The following is a 19449-nucleotide window of genomic DNA, read 5'->3' as shown; positions in this document are numbered from 1 at the left end:
TTACATGAGCTAACTGATGCAAAGTACCTTGGTGCTTTGACTTAGATAAGAGATAGAACAAATGCTTGAAAAGATTAGAGAGGGCTCCCAGGGCCTTGCTGCCAAGATCGTTCTTGGTGCGGTTATCTTGTCTTTTGCGCTGGCAGGGATCGGTGGTTACCTAGGTCAAACCACAGAGCAACCAGTTGCAGAAGTCAATGGTGTTAAAATTTCGCAATTAGATTTTGCGAGAGCGTTCGAAAACGAGCGTGGCAGATTAGAGCAACAGTTTGGAGAATATTTCGAACAAATCGCTTCTGATCCAACGTATATGGCGCAGATCCGTCAAGGCGTGGTCGACCGCTTAGTACAGCAAGAATTACAAAATCAGCTTGCAATTGAACTTGGGCTTCGTGTTAGTGACGCACAAATCAAGCAAGCGATATTCGATATGCCTTATTTCCAGATTGGTGGTCAATTTAGTAATGACCGTTACTTACAGTTGATCAGACAAATGAATTTCCAACCTGATGACTTCCGTGAGTACCTTCGTGAAGAAATGACGCGTGATCAGCTCGTTTCAGCGATTGCTGGGTCTGACTTTGCCCTCGATAGTGAAGTGAAGCAAGCCTTGGTTCTTCAGCAGCAGACGAGAGACGTAGACTATATCGTTTTAGACAAAGAGAAGCTTAAGTCACAAGTCACTGTTTCAGAGTCAGAGATCAAAGATTACTATGACTTAAACCAAGATCAGTTTATGTCACCAGAACAGGTTGCCCTGAATTATATCGAGTTAAAAGCTTCAGATATGGAGCTGGTTGACCCTGTGACAGATGAGCAAGTGCGAGCTTACTATGATGAAAACCAAGCTCAGTACCTAGAAGAAGAAAGACGTCGTGTTTCTCATATTCTAGTTGAAAGCAGTGAAGATGCAGAGGCTGCCAAAGCAAAAGCACAAGGTTTATATTCTCAGCTTCAGAGCGGCGCTGATTTCGCTGAACTTGCACAAACTCACTCAGATGACGTAGCCAGTGGCGAGTTAGGCGGTGACTTAGATTGGATCGAACGCGACATGATGGATCCTGAGTTTGAAACGGCGGCATTTGCATTAGCAAATGTGGGGGATTACTCCGAAGTTGTTGAATCTGAATTCGGCTTTCATATTATCCAACTAACAGATCTTCAAGCACAAGAAGTAACGGCATTTGAAGAAATGGCTGCGGAGCTGCGTGCTGAACTAGAGCAAAATGCAAAAATAGATGCATTCTATGGCAAGCAAGAAGAAGTACGTGAGTTGGCATTTGAAGTGGCAGATACACTTGATGATGCTGCAGTTGCAGCTAACCTTGAAGTTAAAACGACTGAATTGGTTGCACGTAACTTACTACCTGCACCTCTAAATCAGCCTGCTGTGTCTCGTGTTATTTTTACACCAGAGCTGCTTGAAGATGGCGTAAACTCAGAAGTCATTGAAGTGGCACCTGAGCACGTTGTTGTTGTTCGTGTTCTTGAGCACAAGCCTGCAGCTGTTAAGTCACTTGAAGAAGTAACAGAGCAAATTACAGCGCGTTTAGAAAATGAGAAAGCATCTGAACTAGCAAAAGACAAAGCACATACCTTGTTCGCACAGTTAGAGGAAGGTAAATCACTTTCTGATATTGCTGCGTCAGAGTCGCTTGAAGTGAAGTCAGAAGCAGCCCTTGCGCGTCAAACTTATGCTGTTTCACCAGCGCTTGTCAGTAAAGCATTTAAAATGCCTCACCCGAGTGAAGGCGCTTCGTCTAAAGCAATGGTTGAGCTGAATAACGGTGATGCTGCTTTACTAGTTGTTAAAGCGGTTAATCTTGCTGAAGTCACTGATGAGCTCGAGCCACAGCAAAAGCAAAGCGTGACGCGTGCGCAGGTGAATAAAAACTACCTTGCGTTACTAAGTGCGTTAGAAGGTACTGCTGAAATTGTAAAGCCAAGCTCTTTTGAAGTAACAGAAGAAAACTAAGGTTTTACTTTTAAGATAAAAAAACCACCTTTTGGTGGTTTTTTTGTATCTATTGCTTAGGTGTCTTACTTATACCGCGAGCAGCTTTTTCATCACCTTAGACTGTGGTCGGTTAAAGATAGTCTCGCAGCAACCATACTCTACGGTTTCACCATTATTGAGTACAAGCAACTTATCGCTCATATGTTTAACTAAACTTAGATGGTGAGTGATTAATATATAGGTTAAATCCGTTTCTTCTTGAAGCTTTAATAATAGGTTTACGATTTGCGCTCGCACAGAGGGGTCTAGTGATGATAATGCTTCATCTAACACAACGACTTTTGGATCTAAAATGAGGGCTCTGGCAAGCGCTACACGCTGTAGCTGACCACCGCTAAACATATGTGGATAGTATTCATAGTGTTCTGAGAGCAGTCCTACACGTGATAAAGTCAGCTCAATCTTTTTATCTCTTTGTATTTCGGTAAGCTTGGTATTAAAACGTAAGCAATCATCCAGCATTTCACCGATAGTTAAGCCTGGGTTTAGAGAGCGAGTCGGGTCTTGGAAAATAAGCCGGATATGATGGCATTCCCTTTTTGATGCGCCATCGTCGACAATCATATCTCCATTCAATAAGATTTGCCCAGAATCAGCCTCTTCTGCGCCTGCCAAGACTTTGGCAAGGGTACTTTTACCTGATCCAGTTTCACCAATGACAGCTAATGTTTGTCCAGGCAATACTGCAAATGAAATATTCTTCAATACTTTAACTTTATCTCGTTTAAAAATACCCGAGCGAGTTTTAAACGTTTTGCTAAGTGCTTGTACTTTTAGCACGGGTTGCATTTTTTCTTCTCTCTATTGAGTGGAAAATGACATGCATAAGAATGCCCATGTGATTTTACCAACACAGGTGTCGCCACACACTCTCTTTGTGCTTGTGGACAACGAGGTCCTAGCCTGCACCCTATAGGTAAATGTTGCAGGGGAGGGATTGTGCCTTTTAGTGCATAAAAGGGCGCTTTGTGACCTAGTCCATGTGCATAATCAGGTAGCGATTTTACCAGCGCCTGCGTGTATGGATGGTAGGGATCGGTAAACACCTTTTTTGTTGGTCCGGCTTCCACCATTTGTCCACAGTACAAAACATGAATAGCATGAGACCATTGTGTAATTTCTTCCAATTCGTGAGAAATCATTAATATAGACATGTTTTTAAGCTGGTTTAGACTTTTTAGCAGCCTAAATACTTGTGCGCGTGTGGTACTTTCAAGTGCAGTTGTTGGTTCATCTGCGATGAGCAATTGCGGATTTCTAGCAATGGCCATGGCTATCATGACTTTTTGACAAACACCTTCTGATAATTCATGAGGGTAACTACTAGATATTTTTTCATCATCCCGAATACCAACTTTGTGTAATAAAGCTTTAACTTTAACTTTACGTTCTTTTTTACGACCAAAAAAACCTGCTTTGAAACACTCGTCGGGTAGCGACTCGGCGACCTGCTCAAAAATTTTAGCGGTCGGATCTAGGCTTCTTCTAGGCTCTTGATAAATCATTGCCATATCACGGCCAACAATTTTGCGTCGCTTTTCAGGGCTTAAGCGCATTAGATCAACGCCGCGCCAGTGCATTCGGTCTGCGGTGACTCGCCAGCGTTCGTTGAGGACACCGACAATGGCTTTGGCAATTAAGCTTTTCCCTGAACCCGACTCTCCAACAAGTGCATGTACCTCACCTTCTTTGAGGCTCAGATTCACTTTATCTACAGCACGAATAACCCCATCTTCAGTAGGCAGCTCTATAGTGAGGTTTTTAATATCAAGTAGTTGCATTAGGTTGCCTTTCTTGCTTGGAGTGCTTTTCTTAGCCCATCACCTACAAGATTAGTGGCTAATACTGATAAAAACAATAGCGCACCGGGCAGGCCAACAGTCCATGGCGCGAGGTAAATGAGCCCTAAATTTTCAGCCAGCATGGCGCCCCATTCAGTTGTTGGTGGTTGGGCACCGAGTTTCAAAAAGCCCAACGCTGCAATATCCAAAATAGCAGTTGATAATGCCAAGGTGAAAATCACCACGATATGTTCGTAAATATTTGGAAATACACCACGAAATAAAACTTGTCCTCGACTGGCACCATCGAGTCTATATGCGCCAATATAATCTTTGTTGAGCTCTTCAACGACAAGGTTTCTGATAGAGTGAATATGCTGTGGTAGTAGTGCTAAAATAATCGCCCATACTGTATTGAGTAAACCAGGACCCAAGATTGCGATGATGATGATCGCGAGTAGGAGTGACGGAATGGCAAGGGTAATATCAAGTAAGTGGTTTAATATGCTCGATTTAAACCCTTTATTGATCCCCGCTAAAGTACCGAGTATTACACCAAAAATTGTCGTGACTAACGCTGCGATAATGGATAAGCCAAATGTGTAAGTTGCGCCATTCATTAACCTTGAGAGTACATCTCGGCCAAGATCATCTGTGCCTAAAATGAAGTGCACATCCCCGTCATCGTGCCATGAGGGAGGCAATAGCAGCGCCTCCCCATGTTGCTGATCGATACCATAAGGTGCTAGCAAAGGGGCTGTCATAGCCAATAAAGTTAAGCCAATAAACATCCATAGCCCAACTAATGCAAGGTGATTTGCTTTGAAATTTCGCCACAGCCTTGATAGTGGTGAGCGGTTCGACTCTTCACTGTATAAGCTAAACTTTGCCATGAGATTGGTTCCTAGATACAGGGTCGAGTATGGAATGGGTTAAATCGGCTAGCATATTGGCAAAAATAACGAACATAGAAACCGCAAGCAAGCCGCCCTGAATTGCGGGGTAATCGCGCTGATAAATACTGTCTATCAACCAGCGACCAATACCGGGCCAAGAAAAAATGACTTCGGTCACCATAGCCAGCGTAATAAGCGTACTAAACTGTAAGCCAATTTGCTTAATGACGGGTAAGAGCGCATTACGCAGTGCATGATCTAATATAATTTGCCTGCGGTTCAGCCCTTTTGCTCTGGCTGTTTTTATATAATTTTGCTCTAGCACATTAAGCATTGAATCTCTGGTAAATCTGGTAAGTACAGTTGTTGGATACATGGCAAGTACGATTGTTGGCAATGCAAGGTGATGCAAAGCGTCAAGAAATGCTTGTCCACCGTAAGGAAAGCCAAGTATCCAGATATCTAAGAGAATAAAGTTGGTGACGGCAGGTATTTCATATAATAAGCCAATACGACCTGACATTGGGAACCAGCCAAAGCCAAGACAAAACACCATAATGAGCAATAGTGCTAGCCAAAATACAGGGATAGAAAAGCCAAGTAGTGTGAGCGTACTTATGATTTTATCAGGCCATTTTTTATGATAAGCGCTGGTAATGATTCCAGCTGGAATGCCAAGTAAAATGGCGACAACTAAGGCATAAAAGCATAACTCTAGTGTAGCAGGCAGCAGCAGCGCAACATGTGAAGCAACCGTTTGCCCCGAAGAAAGTGATACTCCCCAGTCACCTTGAAATAAGCGGCCTACGAAGGCTCCGTATTGCACTAGGGCATTATCATCAATGTGATATTTCTCCTCTAGTATTTGTGACTGGCTAAAGCTTGTATTGACTTGGCCACTAAAGTTGGTGAGTAAATCGCCCGGAAACAAATAGTTTAAGCTAAATGTAAATGCAGTGAGAGCAAATAACATGAAGAGCAACAAGCTTAATCGTCTAAAAAGATAATCTAGCATTATTGCGCTTCCTTCTTGACATTCGCCAGTGACACGCCGCCAAAGGGCCGTAACTCAGCACCTGCAATTTCAACACTTCTGGCCTGAAACCTAACACCGTGTGCAATAGGTACTAATGGGAGCTCTTTTATCAACATTTCTTGAGCTTGCTGGTAGTAAAATTTACGCATTTTAAGGTCATTAGTATCTAATGCTTGAGTCAATAGAAGATCGAATTCTGGATTACACCAATTGGCTGGATTTTTACCTGTAAAAGTAGCGGTACAGCTTAATAATGGACTAAAAAAGTTGTCAGGATCTGGCGTATCAGCAGCCCAGCCTAATAAAACGCTGTCATGTTCATGCTGGCCAATCCGTTCAATAAACGTATTCCACTCATACTCAACAATACGTGTTCTGATCCCAATTTGGCGAAGATCGCTTTGAATAAGTTCGGCCATTTTTCGTGCATTTGGATTATATATACGAGATACAGGCATTGCCCAGAGCGTCATTTCGAACCCATCAGGGTAGCCCGCTTCTGACAAATATTGTTTTGCTATATTAGGGTCGTAAAAAGGCATTTCTTGTTCAGTAAACGCCCATGAAGAGGGCGGAAGAATGGACTGTGCGGCGATACCATTACCATAAAATACGGCCTGCATGATTTTGTCAAAGTCGATACTATGTGCAAGTGCTTTTCTGACTAGGACATTATCAAAAGGCGGTTTTTCAGTGTTAAATGCCCAGTATCCGACATTTAAATTAACGGCTTTATCCACTACTATATCTTGCCTTTGTGATAGAGCCTCTAGCTGTGTCGCGCTTGGGTGTGAGGTTATATCGCATTCTTTGGTGAGCATTTTGGCAATACGAGTTGTGTTATTGGTAGTTATGTCGTAAACCAGTTGATCGACAGCGTAATCGTGTTTCCAATAGCCGTTATGCTTGTGGAAGCGCACCAAGTTATCTCTTAAAAAATGCTTATACTTGTATGGACCTGTTCCTACGGGTAAGGAATCAAATAAATGTTTTTTGTCTTGAGATGCCCGTAACATTGCATACTCTTCAGATAAGATCACCGCAAAATCAGTGGCAATATTGGATAGTAAGCTACTTTCTGCACTAAATAGTTCAAAACGGACAGTATAGTCATCAACCTTAACTATTTTTCTGATCAATTGGTCCATACCGACGCTCTGAAAGTAAGGGTAATTCGCATCGTGAACAAAGTGATAAGGGTTGTAGACATCAAACAGACGACTGAAAGAGAAGATCACATCGTCCGCATTCATAGTTCGGCTGGGGCTAAAATATTCTGTGCTGTGAAACTGCACATCTTTTCTAAGTTTAAAAGTAATTTTTTTGCCGTCATCGCTGATCAACCAGTCTGTTGCCAGTTCAGGTTTAAACTCTGCTGTTACAGGGTCGATACTGATTAATGAGTTATATAGCTGGTTAGCAATAATATCTATGGTGGAACCAGTTGTTGTAACTTGAGGATTAAATGAGACTGGGTTTGCTTCTGCGCAATAGACGATACCTTGGGTTTTATTCGTCTGTTTCGTAATTGGCACCTCTCCACATGCGGACACAAGTATGGTTGTAGCTGCGGCAAAAGCAGCTTTGGTATAATTTTGACAGATGTGTAAAAGCTCAGTCATTTTGGCGACCACAGTTAAGCCTCTTGTTGTGAGTCTAACAAATTGTATTTTTTCAAATATCCCCTTAGCTGATGATACGTCAATCCAAGGTTTTGTGCAGTTTTCTTTTGGTTAAATTGACTAAACTCTAGAGCTTTTTTTAGTAACTCAATTTCGTAGTCACTTGAGAGTGTTTTTAAGTCACATGGAAAGGTTTGTGATGTAACTGGCAAAGATTGGATTTCTGCAACCTCTGTTACTTCGCTTGCATTGGTCTGCGATTGGGGAACTGACAATAAAGGTTCTGTTTTTTGCGCTTTTATTCTTTGTTGAGGTCGATAAGGGCTTTCAAAAGGGTCAAAAGTAATGTGATGAACTGGAAGGTGTTCATTACCATGCCGATATAAGCTTCGCTCAATGACATTTTTCAGTTCTCGAATATTACCCGGCCAATCATATGTAAGCAGTGCCTCAGTTGCTTTGCGAGTAAACCCGCTAAATAGTGACCATCCGAGATCTCTGGCCATATTGATAGCGAAATGCTCCGCAAGCAGTAAAATATCTTCTTGTCGAGCACGCAGTGGAGGGAGCGTAATGACATCAAACGCAAGCCTGTCGAGTAAGTCATGTCTGAATTCACCATTCTCAGCAAGACTAGGCAAATCTTCATTGGTTGCACATACTAAGCGTGTATCTACCTTGACCGTTTGCTTGCCACCAACACGTTCAAATTCCCCATATTCAATCACGCGTAGTAACTTTTCTTGAACCATGGCTGAAGTGTTGGCAAGTTCATCTAAAAATAAAGTGCCGCCATTGGCACGTTCAAAGCGTCCCTCATGTCGCTTACTGGCGCCAGTAAATGCTCCTGATTCGTGACCGAATAGCTCACTTTCAAGTAAGTTCTCATTTAATGCTGCACAGTTAAGCTTGACGTAGTTCTGATCCCAGCGCTCCGATAAAAAGTGTAACCGCGCAGCAATAAGTTCTTTACCTGTGCCGCGTTCCCCAATGATAAGCACGGGTTTTTCCAGTGGAGCAAGTTGAGAGACCTGATCTAATACAGCTAAAAAGCTATCAGACTGGCCGAGTAAGTTATCCTGTTGACGGAATTGACTCATATTTGACTAACTCTTAGTTTTTTTGACTAACATCTAGTTTATTTGAAAAAAAACGGGATGGATAGTTTTTTATTATAATTATAAGTTATTGAAATTTATTGTTTATTTTTCTTTTTAAAGTTGGCAAGCTTATTGATACATACTTATCAGCAATATAAATCACAACCAATGAGGTAAAAGATTATGGGAATTTTTTCACGTTTTGCTGACATCGTAAATTCTAATATTAATGCAATCTTGGATAAAGCAGAAGATCCAGAAAAAATGGTCAAGTTGATCATCCAAGAAATGGAAGACACACTTGTAGAGGTGCGTTCTACGTCTGCGAAAACACTGGCAGAGAAGAAAGAGTTAGAAAGACGTGTTGAGCAGTTAAATGGTCAAGCTAATGATTGGCAAGAAAAAGCGGAATTGGCTTTAACCAAAGAACGCGAAGATCTTGCAAGAGCGGCGCTACTTGAAAAGCAAAAAGCGTCCGATGCGGCACAAAGTGTTGAGCAAGAGCTAAGCCATGTAGAGTCTCATATCGAGAAGCTGCAACAAGAAGTGACTACATTACAAGAGAAACTAGCCGATGCGAAAGCACGACAGCAAGCGATTGTGCTACGTCAACGCTCAGCAGAGTCTCGCTTAGATGTGAAAAAGGCATTAGACAGCACTAAAGTTGAAGATGCATTGAATCGTTTTGAGCGTTACGAAAATAAAATTGATGGCTTAGAAGCTCAAGTTGAGTCATATGACTTGGGCAAAAAGTCGTTAGCGGATGAAATCGCAGATCTGCAAAAAAATGAAAAAGTAGATGATGAGCTCGAAGCTTTAAAAAAGAAGCTCGCAAATAAATGAACATAATGGCACCTACTGTTACAGTAGGTGCAATACACAAATACGCTGCCAAGACTAAATAAATAGGAGAAGATTATGTTTGACGCAGAGATACTAGTAGCCCCAATTATGGTTTTTATGATCGTGGTGGCTCCGCTGTGGCTCATTCTTCATTACAAAAGTAAAAAACAGGTGAGTCAGGGCTTAAGTGAACACGAACATCGTCAGCTAATTGAGCTGGCAAATAAAGCAGAAAAAATGGCTGAGCGCGTTGAAACATTGGAGGCGCTGTTAGATCAAGAATCACCGGACTGGAGGCGCAAAGTATGAGTCATAAGCGCAGAGAGTTATACCGAGACCCAAAACGCGGTAAGTTAGCTGGGGTATGTGCAGGCTTAAGTGATTATTTTAACATGGAGCTTTGGCTGGTTCGCATTCTATTTATGACGGCTGTTTTACTATCGGGCGGCCCATTATTTGTGGTTATTTATATCGCCTGCTGGTTTATCTTAGACCGTAAAACAATTGAACACGATCAGGCATCCAGTAGCCATGATATAGATCCTGTCTCAGTGAAGTTTAAAGTATGGCAAAAAGGCGAGCCGCCACGCCAAGCTTTATTTGACTTAAAAGACCGTTTGGGCAAGTTAGATAACCGCATTCAGTCTATGGAACGCTATGTTACTTCTCCTGAATTCACAGTAAAAAGGGAAATTAACAAATTATAATGGTACGTGGCGAGCCTTCGCCACGCCACTTCTAATAGGGATTTACAATCAGCATGAGTGTGAAACGGGTTACTCACAAAGCCCTTGAAAAACTACAAAGCAAAGCGCAAAAAACACTGCAGCGCTCCTTAGATCAACATGTCAAATTAGCGGTGACAGGGTTTAGTGGTAGTGGTAAAACTGCATTCATAACGGCCCTGGTCAAGCATTTAACAACCCAAGCAAACAGTCAAAACCTGCCGTTTTTTGATGTAGTGAGAGAGCAGCGCTTAATTGCTTGTAAGCAAGTGCCACAAAAAGCGCTCGATATTCCCACTTTTGACTATGCGTCAGCATCAGCCCACTTATTAGACAATCCACCTCGTTGGCCGCCTTCTACCGAGCGCATAAATACACTTACCCTTGCTTTAAAATTTCGCAGTCATAGCGGGCTACGTCAGCATGTGGCAAGCGATCATACTTTGTATTTGGAGTTAATTGATTATCCTGGTGAGTGGTTGATGGACTTACCGCTATTAAATATGACGTATGAGCAGTGGTGCAAAACGCAGTTAGCTGTATTATCGACACCGGCATATAGGGAGCATTGTGCCGCTTTTCTATCTGAATTAAACCACTTTGATGCCACGGCGCCAGTCGACATGTCCACGCTGAATAAGCTTGCTGAGCTTTATCAAGCAACATTAATGAAGTTAAAAAAACATACTAAGTTGTCGCAACTGCAGCCTGGCAGGATGCTGATCCCAGGTGATTTAGCGGGTGCACCGATAATCCAGTTTTTTCCTTTATTAACGCATGGGCAGCAGCATCAAGACAGTCAATACGCACAACTAGAAAGCCGTTTTGAAGCTTATAAAAAGCAGGTTATCACACCTTTTTATAAAGATTACTTTTGTGCGTTTGATAGGCAACTTGTGCTGGTTGATATTTTAGGTGCGTTAAATGATGGCCCCGATACTCTCGCACAAACCAAACTGGCCTTAAAAGAGACCGTGGACATGTTTGAGCATGGCAAAAGTGGTCTGTTACAGCGTTTATTTAAACCCAAAATAGACAAGGTATTGTTTGCGGCTAATAAGTGCGACGCAGTTGCTTTATCTGAGCAAGATAGCCTGACACGCCTATTACATACGCTTTTATGTGAACAAGAAAATGAATTGAAGTTTTCAGGCGTGACCGTCGATACCATGACGATTTCTTCGGTAAAGAGCTGTCAACCTAAGCAAGTTAATGAATCTGGAAACCTTTTGCACTGTGTTTATGGTCGCCCTTTGACTGAGTCTGAATATATTACTTACCTTCCCCCAGAGCCGCCGGATCATGTTCTTTCGGATGCTCAATGGCCAGAAAATGGGTTTAATTTCCTTTCTTTTTACCCATACCCAGCTTATCAGGGGCAGCTGGAACATATCCGCTTAGATCATACTTTACAGTTTTTAATTGGAGATAAGCTCACGTGACAGACTCGCAAAAAAGATACGCCGGTAGGCGTATAGAATCGCCAGAGAGAAACGAGGACGCTATACTTTCTGAGTCCAGAGTGGGAGAGCGTATTGAGTGTGACTTGGTACCTGCCAGCACAGAGCAAACGTTTGAACCTTTCTCTGATGATGAGTCTGTTGATCAGGGGTTACAGCCGAGCAAATCAAAGTTTGGTTGGCGCCATTGTTTATTCTTTAGTCTGGCGGTATTGATCCCGGTTGAGTTGGTACTGACAATTAACAGTGCTTTTCAACAAAGCGTTATACTAGCAAGTGTGTACTTACTTTTATTGGTTTCCATTGCTGGCTGGTGCGGAAAGTTTTTAATAAGCGAAGCAAGGGCGCTGCGAACACTTAAGCAATTAGAGCAGCGCCGAGAACAAGCTCAAAGGCTATTAAATAGTAATCAAATAGGAGAGGCACAAGCTTGGTTGGCGCCAGTATTAGCAAAGCAGCCTGAGGAGGCAGTGGAAAAATTTCAGCAAAGCTTGAAAAGCCATTACACAGATCAAGAAGTACTGCAGCTATATGAAGTGACGGTGTTGCAAACGCAAGACGAGCAGGCCAGAAAAATGATCACGGATTATGCGACAACCTCAGCGTTAATGGTCGCACTCAGTCCGATGGCAATTACAGACATGCTTGCTGTGTTATGGCGCGGTGTGAGTTTGATTGAAAAGTTAAGTGCGCACTATGGGATCACATTAGGCTACCGTAGTCGTATTAAATTATATAAATTGCTCGCTCAGCAAATTGTTTTTGTGGGCGCATCTGAATTACTCAGCGATCTTGCCGCGACGAGCTTAGGTGCAGAGCTACTAGGTAAGCTATCTGCCCGTTCGGCTCAAGGGCTCAGTGCAGGTGTCTTTACTGCGAGACTTGGCTATAAAGCAATGGCACTGTGTAGGCCAATTCCGCGGTTGGAAAATAAAACCAGCTTCTTATCTGACTTTGCAAAAAAACTGACAAGTCAGCTAATTAAACAAAATTAAACCCCGTGGTACACATATGGAGTTGAATTTTAGTGACAACATATGTGTACAGCCTAAGCTTATTAATGTTTCTCACTTAGACTTCTGAACTTCCAGCATGCTTGTACATTTATCCATCATGGAATATCTAATTACATAAGATATAAACATTTTGAATAATAACAACAGGCAAGCAATGAAAAAGTTACATGATCATACTAATTGTATACACGGTCCAAATCACGCAAATGATCCACATGGTGCCTTAACCGCACCTTTGTACCAAACCTCGACATTTAAATTTGAGAATGCAGCACAGGGCGCAGCAAGATTTGCAGGAGAGGAAGCGGGTTATATTTATACGCGCCTTGGTAATCCAACAACGCGAGAGCTTGAAGAAAAGGTCGCCCAGTTAGAGGAAATGGAAGATGCGGCGGCAACCGCTACGGGGATGGGAGCCGTGTCTGCATCGGTATTAAGCTTTTTACAGCAAGGTGACCACTTAATCGCCTCTAGTGCGTTATACGGTTGCAGCTTTGCTTTATTTGCTCACATGCTTCCTAAATTTGGCATTGAGGTCAGTTTTGTCGATATGACGGATGAAGCTGCACTGGAAAACGCCATTCAGCCAAATAGTAAAATGTTATTTGCAGAAACACCGATCAATCCAAATATGACAGTATTGGATTTATCTATGCTGGGCCAGTTTGCTAAAAGGCATAGCTTAGTAAGCGTAGTTGATAATACCTTTATGACGCCACTGCTGCAAAAGCCAAAGCGTTATGGCATTGATATTGTGATCCACAGCGCCACTAAATACTTAAATGGTCATGGTGATGTGGTGGCAGGGATAGTATGTGGCAGTAAAGAACATATTGAAACCATCAAGCTGACCGTATTGAAGGACATTGGTGCGACGATCAGCCCACATGATGCTTGGTTGATTAATCGCGGTTTAAAAACGCTACATGTTCGCATTGAACGTCACTGTCAAAGCGCCCAAAAAGTCGCTGAATTCTTAGAGGGCCATGCAAAAGTAGAAAAGGTGTACTACCCGGGACTAGCATCTCATCCTGGACACAAATACCTAGGCGAGCAAATGCAAGGCGCAGGTGGTGTTATTGCTTTTGAAATCAAGGGCACTTTGGCGGATGGCGAAGCGTTTATCAATGCTACTTCGCTGTGTACCTTAGCGGTTAGTCTGGGTGACCCTGAAACTTTAATACAGCACCCTGCATCGATGACGCATTCACCTTATACACAAGAAGAGCGCTTATCCGCTGGGATCTCTGACGGGCTCATTCGCATTTCTGTCGGTCTGGAAGCGGTGGAAGATATCATCTTGGACCTAAAAAGTGCATTTGAGTGTATTTAATTGTTTACACTTAATTGCTCTAAGAGTCTCTATAAATAGGGCGTGTATTATTTTGTGTTCAAAAGTGTAATTATAAATTTACGTTTTTAAGGTTCTTCAGGTAGGCCATTTTAGGTCTACCTATTAATATTTTGCTCACTTTTACATAGTATCGAGATAACAGGTTTGAACGCTCCACCACCAGAAGTGGAGATCAAGATAAAGAAGGTTACTATGGCTAAATCTAGTAAATACACTTCCAAGCAGCCTAATGAGCAAGGCATCATTGAGTGGAGTGAAGAAGAAAATAAAATTTGGTCTGAGCTGGTTGCAAGACAGCTTAAATGTATCGAAGGCAAGGCATGTGACGAATACATGGAAGGTCTAAAGAAGATCAATCTACCTCACGACCGTATTCCTCAACTGCACGAAATTAATGCTGTACTTGAAAGAGAGACTGGGTGGCAAGTTGCACCAGTACCTGCATTAATCGACTTTGATGAGTTTTTTAGATTACTTGCCAACAAGCAATTCCCAGTAGCCACGTTTATTAGATCTCGTGAAGAATTTGACTACCTTCAAGAGCCTGATATTTTCCATGAAATATTTGGCCACTGTGCCATGTTAACAAACCCAGCGTTTGCTGAGTTCACACATAAATATGGTCAACTAGGTTACGCAGCAGAGAAAAAAGACCGTGTATACCTTGCTCGTTTATACTGGTTCACAGTTGAGTTCGGCTTGATGCAAACCGATAACGGGTTGCGTATTTACGGCGGCGGTATTTTATCTAGTCCCGGTGAAACTCAGTACGTGTATTCTGATACACCAGAGATTAATAAACTTGAAGTTTTAGATGTACTACGTACACCATATCGTATTGATATCATGCAGCCTTTGTACTACACCATTAATTCGATAGATGATCTGTTTGATATTTCTCAAATGGATATAATGGCATTAGTAGAAAAAGCAAAAGAGTTAGGGCTGTTTGAGCCAAAATTTCCACCTAAAAACAAATTAGCAAGTTAAGGAACCACCCATGTCTGATTTAAGTGCACAAAAATGTGAAGCGTGTCGTGCGGATGCGCCAAAAGTGTCAGATGAAGAGTTAGCAGTATTAATTAAGCAGATCCCTGATTGGGTACCTGAAGTACGTGACGGTATCATGCAATTAGAAAGAGTTTATAAGTTCAAGAACTTCAAACAAGCACTTGAGTTTACAAATAAAGTGGGTGATATGGCTGAAGATGAAGGTCACCACCCTGGTTTGTTAACTGAGTGGGGTAAAGTGACTGTGACTTGGTGGAGCCATTCAATTAAAGGTCTTCACAAAAATGACTTTATCTGTGCATCAAAAACTGACGAAGTTTTCGCAGCACTATAAGATTTTATTTCGGAATGTTAAGGGCGCCATGTGCGCCTTTTTTAATACCCAAAGGAAACAGAACACTATCTGTTCCTTTGTTGTTTATAAGCTTGAAGAAGCGGTTATTTCAGCATCTCGATTCAGATTCGTGAGCTCATCGATAAGATCTAGAACCTCTGGTTCGACATAGTCAAACCCTTTGTCTTGTTTCAATGCGGTTTCAATGGTCTCAGCCAAAGTTTTGAGCTTGGGAACTCCTGTATAGCAACAAGCACCATGGAATTTGTGCACAATTTTTAATAGCTGTTCAGGATCTTCTTTTTCACACGCTTCATTTAAATGGTCTATTATCTCAGGCACGCTTTGCAGTAACATATTTAGCATTTCAAGTGCTAAATGGGGTTTGTTTCCAGAGCGTTGCAATGCAAGATTCCAGTCAAGCAAATGGCTCTCAAAGGGGGCCACACTGCTGACCATTTGTTCTTCCTTCTGCTCGCGCTCTAGGGGAGAAGATGCGCTGTGATCACAAATGATTTGCTTCAACATGTCTTCATCGATAGGTTTCGTCATATAGCCGCTAAACCCATCTTTGACTAACTGCTCTTTTTCTCCTGCGAGTGCATGCGCAGTCACGGCAATGATTGGCGTGTCATCATTCATCGATGACTCTTTGATGCTTTTACAAGCGGTTATGCCATCCATAATTGGCATTTGAATATCCATAAATATTAAATCATATTTATGTGTTTTACACAGCCCAACAGCTTGTGCGCCATTATGTGCCGTTTCAATGGTTTCAACTTGTTCTTCTAATAAGGTATATAGCAACTTTAAGTTGGCGTCATTATCATCGGCAATGAGCACTTTTAGTGGCAAGTGAGTTGCATTACTCGTTTCTATAGACAAATCTGGGTGATCTAAACGATATGGTGCTGCGAGCATTTCGCACAACTTTCTGTGATGCAGTGGTTTACTGATGCAGGCATCAGCGCCACTTCCAATCAAGGATTCACGCATATTGTGAGAAATGGTATTTACCATAAGGTATAAATAATCAGCTTTTTCTCGAGCACGGTTGATATAGTTTTTAACAGTTTGCATATCGTCAACGGTGGCCATATTACCGACCAGACAAATATCATAGCTAAACTCTTGTTCCAGAGCTGCAAAGAATGCCTCATCACTATCACACACTGTCACTTGCATATGCCAGCTTTCAATTTGCGTAATAACGGCATTACGCGTGTGCTCTTGCGGTTCGAAATACAAAACTCGTTTGTTTTCTAAAGGTCGACACGGTAAGTCATCATTAAATAAACGACTAGGCAGATTAAAAATGGCATTAAATGTGAAACATGAGCCGTTACCCAACGCTGAGTTTAACGTGATCCTACCTTGCATGACCTCAACGATATGTTTAGTAATAATTAAGCCAAGGCCCGTACCGCCAAACTTACGAGTTATACTGGTGTCTGCTTGTGCAAAAGGCGTAAATAGGGTGTCTTGTTTTTCTTGTGCGATACCGAGGCCTGTATCACTAACTGAAACGAGTAAAGAGGTTTGGGAGTCTCCCTTTAAGCGGTGGCTGATATCAACTTTAACTGAGCCCTTTTCAGTAAACTTAATTGCATTACTGATTAAATTAATGAGTACCTGTTTAAAGCGAGTGGGGTCACCGACTAGGTTGTCAGGTACTTGGCGATTGACAGCAATTGATAATTCTAATTGTTTCTCATAAGCGCTTGGTGCAAGCAATGTCATCACTTCATTAACTGCATCGCGCAGTTGGAATTGGATGTTTTCCAGCTCCATCGCACCGGCTTCAAGTTTAGAGAAATCCAGAATATCACTGATGATAGTAAGTAGACTGTTTGCAGAGAGCTCGATGGTATCCAGATAGTCTTTTTGATGCTTATTAAGCGGTGTTTTATAAAGCTGCCTTGTAAAACCAATTACGCCGTTAAGCGGGGTTCTGAGTTCATGACTCATTTTTGCTAAAAAGTCTGATTTAACGCGGTTAGCCACTTGTGCTTCTTTTTTAGCGATATTGAGCTGAATATTTTGCGTTTCATACTGTTCTAAGGTTTCTCGGTAGTCACTGGTGGCTTGATCAATATGCTTTTGCATTTCATCTCTTTGTCCGACCATTTTTTCACTGATGGTGACAAGGCCTTGTCGCATCATGTCAAACTCGCCTTGCATTTGCTCACTGACCCCGATATCCGTTTTACCTTCAATGAGCTTGTCTGTTGCAAGTTGTAATTGAGAGAGCGGGGTGGAGAACATGCGACTTAAGCGAGTGGACAGGAATACACTTAAAAATAAGGCGCCAAGAATTATCGTGCCACTGAGTAATAATGCTTTTTGTTGCCCGATAATGGCTTGATCTTGACTGATTTCAACCATTAATACCGCGATTGTTTTAGCATGGGCATCTTGCCAAGTTTCTCCCGTACCATAGTATTTTACTGGCGCAAAAATAACGTAGTTGTTACGTAATTTTTGGGCTTCTGTGGCATGCAGTGCCGCAACATTTCCTCGATAGTGCAAATCATTAAATTCACTGTGATAGTTGCTGGTCATGATGAGCTGATTATGCAAGTCAAATACCGCAATGCTGTTAACGAGCGACGCGTGTTGATTGTGTGCTTTGGTAATGATGCTATGGAGTTTGGCTTTGTCTTTAGAGTCTAAGGGCTGCTCTACTGTCATCGCCAGTGAATTGGCAATACTGGTGCCTTGCTGTTTAAGGATTTGTTCAAGCTCTACGTAGCGATTTATAGTAAAATAGCCCCCAAGTATTAAACCGATTAACACCGTCGGGATCAGGGTAAGCAATAAAACGCTATCGCGTAAGCTTAATTTAGACATATTGAGCGATATAAAACTTTGATAATTATGAACTCTAGAGTAGCGAGTTCATAGGTGTTTAGCAATGTATAAGGGGCGGTACATGGCACAAATTTTCCGTGCTAAAAAAACATCTGGTAAAGGTGAGGTTATGGAAGTGGGTATTGACTCACTCGATCATCAAGGGCGAGGTGTAGCAAAATACAAAGGTAAAGTTGGTTTTATTGAAGGTGCTTTGCCTGGTGAGCGAGTCAAAATCAGGGTATCTCAACAAAAAGCGAAACTTTTTGAAGGGGTGGTTGAAAAAGTGATCACCGCAAGTGAGCAGCGTGTTGATGCATTTTGTCGTCACTATCAACAATGTGGCGGCTGTTCATTGCAGCACTTAGGCAAATCAGCGCAGCTTGAGCACAAGCAATTAGCGGTGGAAAAGTTGTTTTCTAAGTTTTCAGGTACTGATGCACTACCATGGGTTAACCCAATTGAAAGTGACGGCAGACATTATCGTCGAGCGGCCCGCATTGCGACGTATTTTGATAGAAAAGAGAAAGTACTCAAGCTTGGCTTTCGAGCAGCAAAATCAAAGAAGTTGGTCGATGTGGTTGACTGTGGTGTATTGACTCGAGTGTATCAATCAGTTTTTGTTGACTTGAGAGAGGTATTAAATGGTCACGTACAGCTGCGCAGTGTCAGTCACATTCAATTATGTGAAGCAGACAATGCCCCGTATATTCTTTTACGTCATACCAAAGCGATAGACGATGAAGTTAAGCAAGGAGTACACGTTCAGTTCGAGCAACGAGGGTGGCAAACTGTTTGGGATGATGGCAATAAAGATCCGAATTACTCAGAATTGCCAGAGTATCAAGTGAATGGTATTAATTTTCAATTTAGGCTGAATAATTTTATTCAAGTGAATGCTGCGGTTAACTCAGCCATGCTAGACCAAGCTCTGAGTTGGCTGGCGTTAACAGGTAAAGAAAAAGTCCTTGATCTGTTTTGTGGCATTGGTAATTTTTCATTATTGTTCGCAAAACAAGCTAAGGAAGTAATTGGTGTTGAAGGAGTGGCTTCTTCTGTTGCAATGGCGACGCAAAATGCGCACACTAATAAAATCGACAATGCACAGTTTTTCCAGTTTGATTTAACGCAAGAAATGGCTTCAGCACAGTGGTTTAGTCAAGAACTAGACACATTGGTATTAGACCCTTCTCGCACAGGCGCATACGAAGTTTTAAAGCAATTGCCATTGGAGCAATTTAGTCAAGTGCTCTATGTGTCATGCGATCCCGTTACTTTGGCTCGTGATAGCGCGTTAATTTTGCAGGCTGGATTTATTGTAAGTAAGGTTGCACTGATGGATATGTTCCCACACACAGGACATATTGAAACAATGGCGTTGTTCCAAAGGAGGTAGTCAAT

At 42.1% G+C, this 19449-nt stretch carries 17 protein-coding genes; 10 read left to right on the top strand and 7 right to left on the bottom strand.

Going from position 1 to position 19449, the window contains the following annotated elements:
* The first annotated feature begins 61 nt into the window (after positions 1-61).
* Entirely contained in the window at positions 62-1975 is a 1914-nt protein-coding gene (locus QNM16_RS09630; protein ID WP_284020282.1) for a SurA N-terminal domain-containing protein, read from the top strand.
* Positions 1976-2044: 69 nt separating this feature from the next.
* On the opposite strand, the gene QNM16_RS09625 is transcribed toward QNM16_RS09630, so the two are convergent.
* The 6 genes from QNM16_RS09625 to pspF are packed head-to-tail and all read right to left on the bottom strand — an operon-like array spanning position 2045 to position 8452.
* On the bottom strand, positions 2045-2806 hold the full coding sequence (locus QNM16_RS09625) for an ATP-binding cassette domain-containing protein (protein WP_284020281.1): 762 nt from the start codon (positions 2804-2806) through the stop codon (positions 2045-2047).
* Positions 2791-3798, bottom strand: a complete 1008-nt coding sequence (locus QNM16_RS09620) for a peptide ABC transporter ATP-binding protein (protein ID WP_284020280.1) — start codon at positions 3796-3798, stop codon at positions 2791-2793. The genes QNM16_RS09625 and QNM16_RS09620 overlap by 16 nt, the downstream gene beginning before the upstream one ends.
* The gene (locus QNM16_RS09615) at positions 3798-4691 is read right to left on the bottom strand and encodes an ABC transporter permease subunit (RefSeq protein ID WP_284020279.1); all 894 of its coding nucleotides are present in this window, start codon (positions 4689-4691) and stop codon (positions 3798-3800) included. The genes QNM16_RS09620 and QNM16_RS09615 overlap by 1 nt, the downstream gene beginning before the upstream one ends.
* On the bottom strand, positions 4678-5712 hold the full coding sequence (locus QNM16_RS09610; RefSeq protein WP_284020374.1) for an ABC transporter permease: 1035 nt from the start codon (positions 5710-5712) through the stop codon (positions 4678-4680). Before QNM16_RS09610 ends, QNM16_RS09615 begins: the two co-directional genes overlap by 14 nt.
* The gene (locus QNM16_RS09605) at positions 5709-7352 is read right to left on the bottom strand and encodes an ABC transporter substrate-binding protein (RefSeq protein ID WP_284020278.1); all 1644 of its coding nucleotides are present in this window, start codon (positions 7350-7352) and stop codon (positions 5709-5711) included. Before QNM16_RS09605 ends, QNM16_RS09610 begins: the two co-directional genes overlap by 4 nt.
* Before the next feature lie 14 nt (positions 7353-7366).
* Complete coding sequence (gene pspF / locus QNM16_RS09600; protein ID WP_284020277.1) at positions 7367-8452, bottom strand: phage shock protein operon transcriptional activator; 1086 nt, start codon at positions 8450-8452, stop codon at positions 7367-7369.
* Between the two features lie 183 nt (positions 8453-8635).
* Here pspF and pspA point away from each other — a divergent pair, with 183 nt between their 5' ends.
* From pspA to QNM16_RS09560, 8 genes are all read left to right on the top strand, one after another.
* Positions 8636-9295: a phage shock protein PspA gene (gene pspA / locus QNM16_RS09595; protein ID WP_284020276.1), complete on the top strand. Its 660-nt coding sequence runs from the start codon at positions 8636-8638 to the stop codon at positions 9293-9295.
* Positions 9296-9370: 75 nt separating this feature from the next.
* Positions 9371-9604 carry an envelope stress response membrane protein PspB gene (gene pspB / locus QNM16_RS09590; protein WP_063360389.1) on the top strand — a complete coding sequence of 78 codons (234 nt, stop codon included), beginning with the start codon at positions 9371-9373 and terminating at the stop codon, positions 9602-9604.
* A complete protein-coding gene (pspC, locus tag QNM16_RS09585; protein ID WP_063360388.1) occupies positions 9601-10002 on the top strand; it encodes an envelope stress response membrane protein PspC in 402 nt (133 codons plus the stop codon). The genes pspB and pspC overlap by 4 nt, the downstream gene beginning before the upstream one ends.
* 53 nt (positions 10003-10055) lie before the next feature.
* On the top strand, positions 10056-11462 hold the full coding sequence (locus tag QNM16_RS09580; RefSeq protein ID WP_284020275.1) for a YcjX family GTP-binding protein: 1407 nt from the start codon (positions 10056-10058) through the stop codon (positions 11460-11462).
* The gene (locus tag QNM16_RS09575) at positions 11459-12475 is read left to right on the top strand and encodes a TIGR01620 family protein (RefSeq protein WP_284020274.1); all 1017 of its coding nucleotides are present in this window, start codon (positions 11459-11461) and stop codon (positions 12473-12475) included. Before QNM16_RS09580 ends, QNM16_RS09575 begins: the two co-directional genes overlap by 4 nt.
* Positions 12476-12650: 175 nt before the next feature.
* Positions 12651-13829 carry a trans-sulfuration enzyme family protein gene (locus QNM16_RS09570; protein WP_284020273.1) on the top strand — a complete coding sequence of 393 codons (1179 nt, stop codon included), beginning with the start codon at positions 12651-12653 and terminating at the stop codon, positions 13827-13829.
* Between the two features lie 213 nt (positions 13830-14042).
* Entirely contained in the window at positions 14043-14840 is a 798-nt protein-coding gene (gene phhA, locus QNM16_RS09565; protein WP_237135288.1) for a phenylalanine 4-monooxygenase, read from the top strand.
* 10 nt (positions 14841-14850) lie between these two features.
* Positions 14851-15195, top strand: coding sequence for a 4a-hydroxytetrahydrobiopterin dehydratase (locus QNM16_RS09560; RefSeq protein WP_063360383.1), 345 nt, complete (start codon positions 14851-14853; stop codon positions 15193-15195).
* 84 nt (positions 15196-15279) lie between these two features.
* On the opposite strand, the gene barA is transcribed toward QNM16_RS09560, so the two are convergent.
* Positions 15280-18048 (bottom strand): two-component sensor histidine kinase BarA, encoded by a 2769-nt coding sequence (gene barA, locus QNM16_RS09555; RefSeq protein ID WP_284020272.1) that lies wholly within the window; start codon positions 18046-18048, stop codon positions 15280-15282.
* 82 nt (positions 18049-18130) lie between these two features.
* On the opposite strand from barA, the gene rlmD reads away from it, so the two are divergent.
* Complete coding sequence (rlmD, locus tag QNM16_RS09550) at positions 18131-19444, top strand: 23S rRNA (uracil(1939)-C(5))-methyltransferase RlmD (RefSeq protein WP_284020271.1); 1314 nt, start codon at positions 18131-18133, stop codon at positions 19442-19444.
* Positions 19445-19449 lie beyond the last annotated feature (5 nt).

The sequence above is a fragment of the Pseudoalteromonas umbrosa genome (genome assembly GCF_030125375.1).
GTDB lineage: Bacteria > Pseudomonadota > Gammaproteobacteria > Enterobacterales > Alteromonadaceae > Pseudoalteromonas > Pseudoalteromonas umbrosa.
Note: the sequence above shows the minus strand (reverse complement) of the source record. Positions and strands in the feature narration are given on the sequence as shown.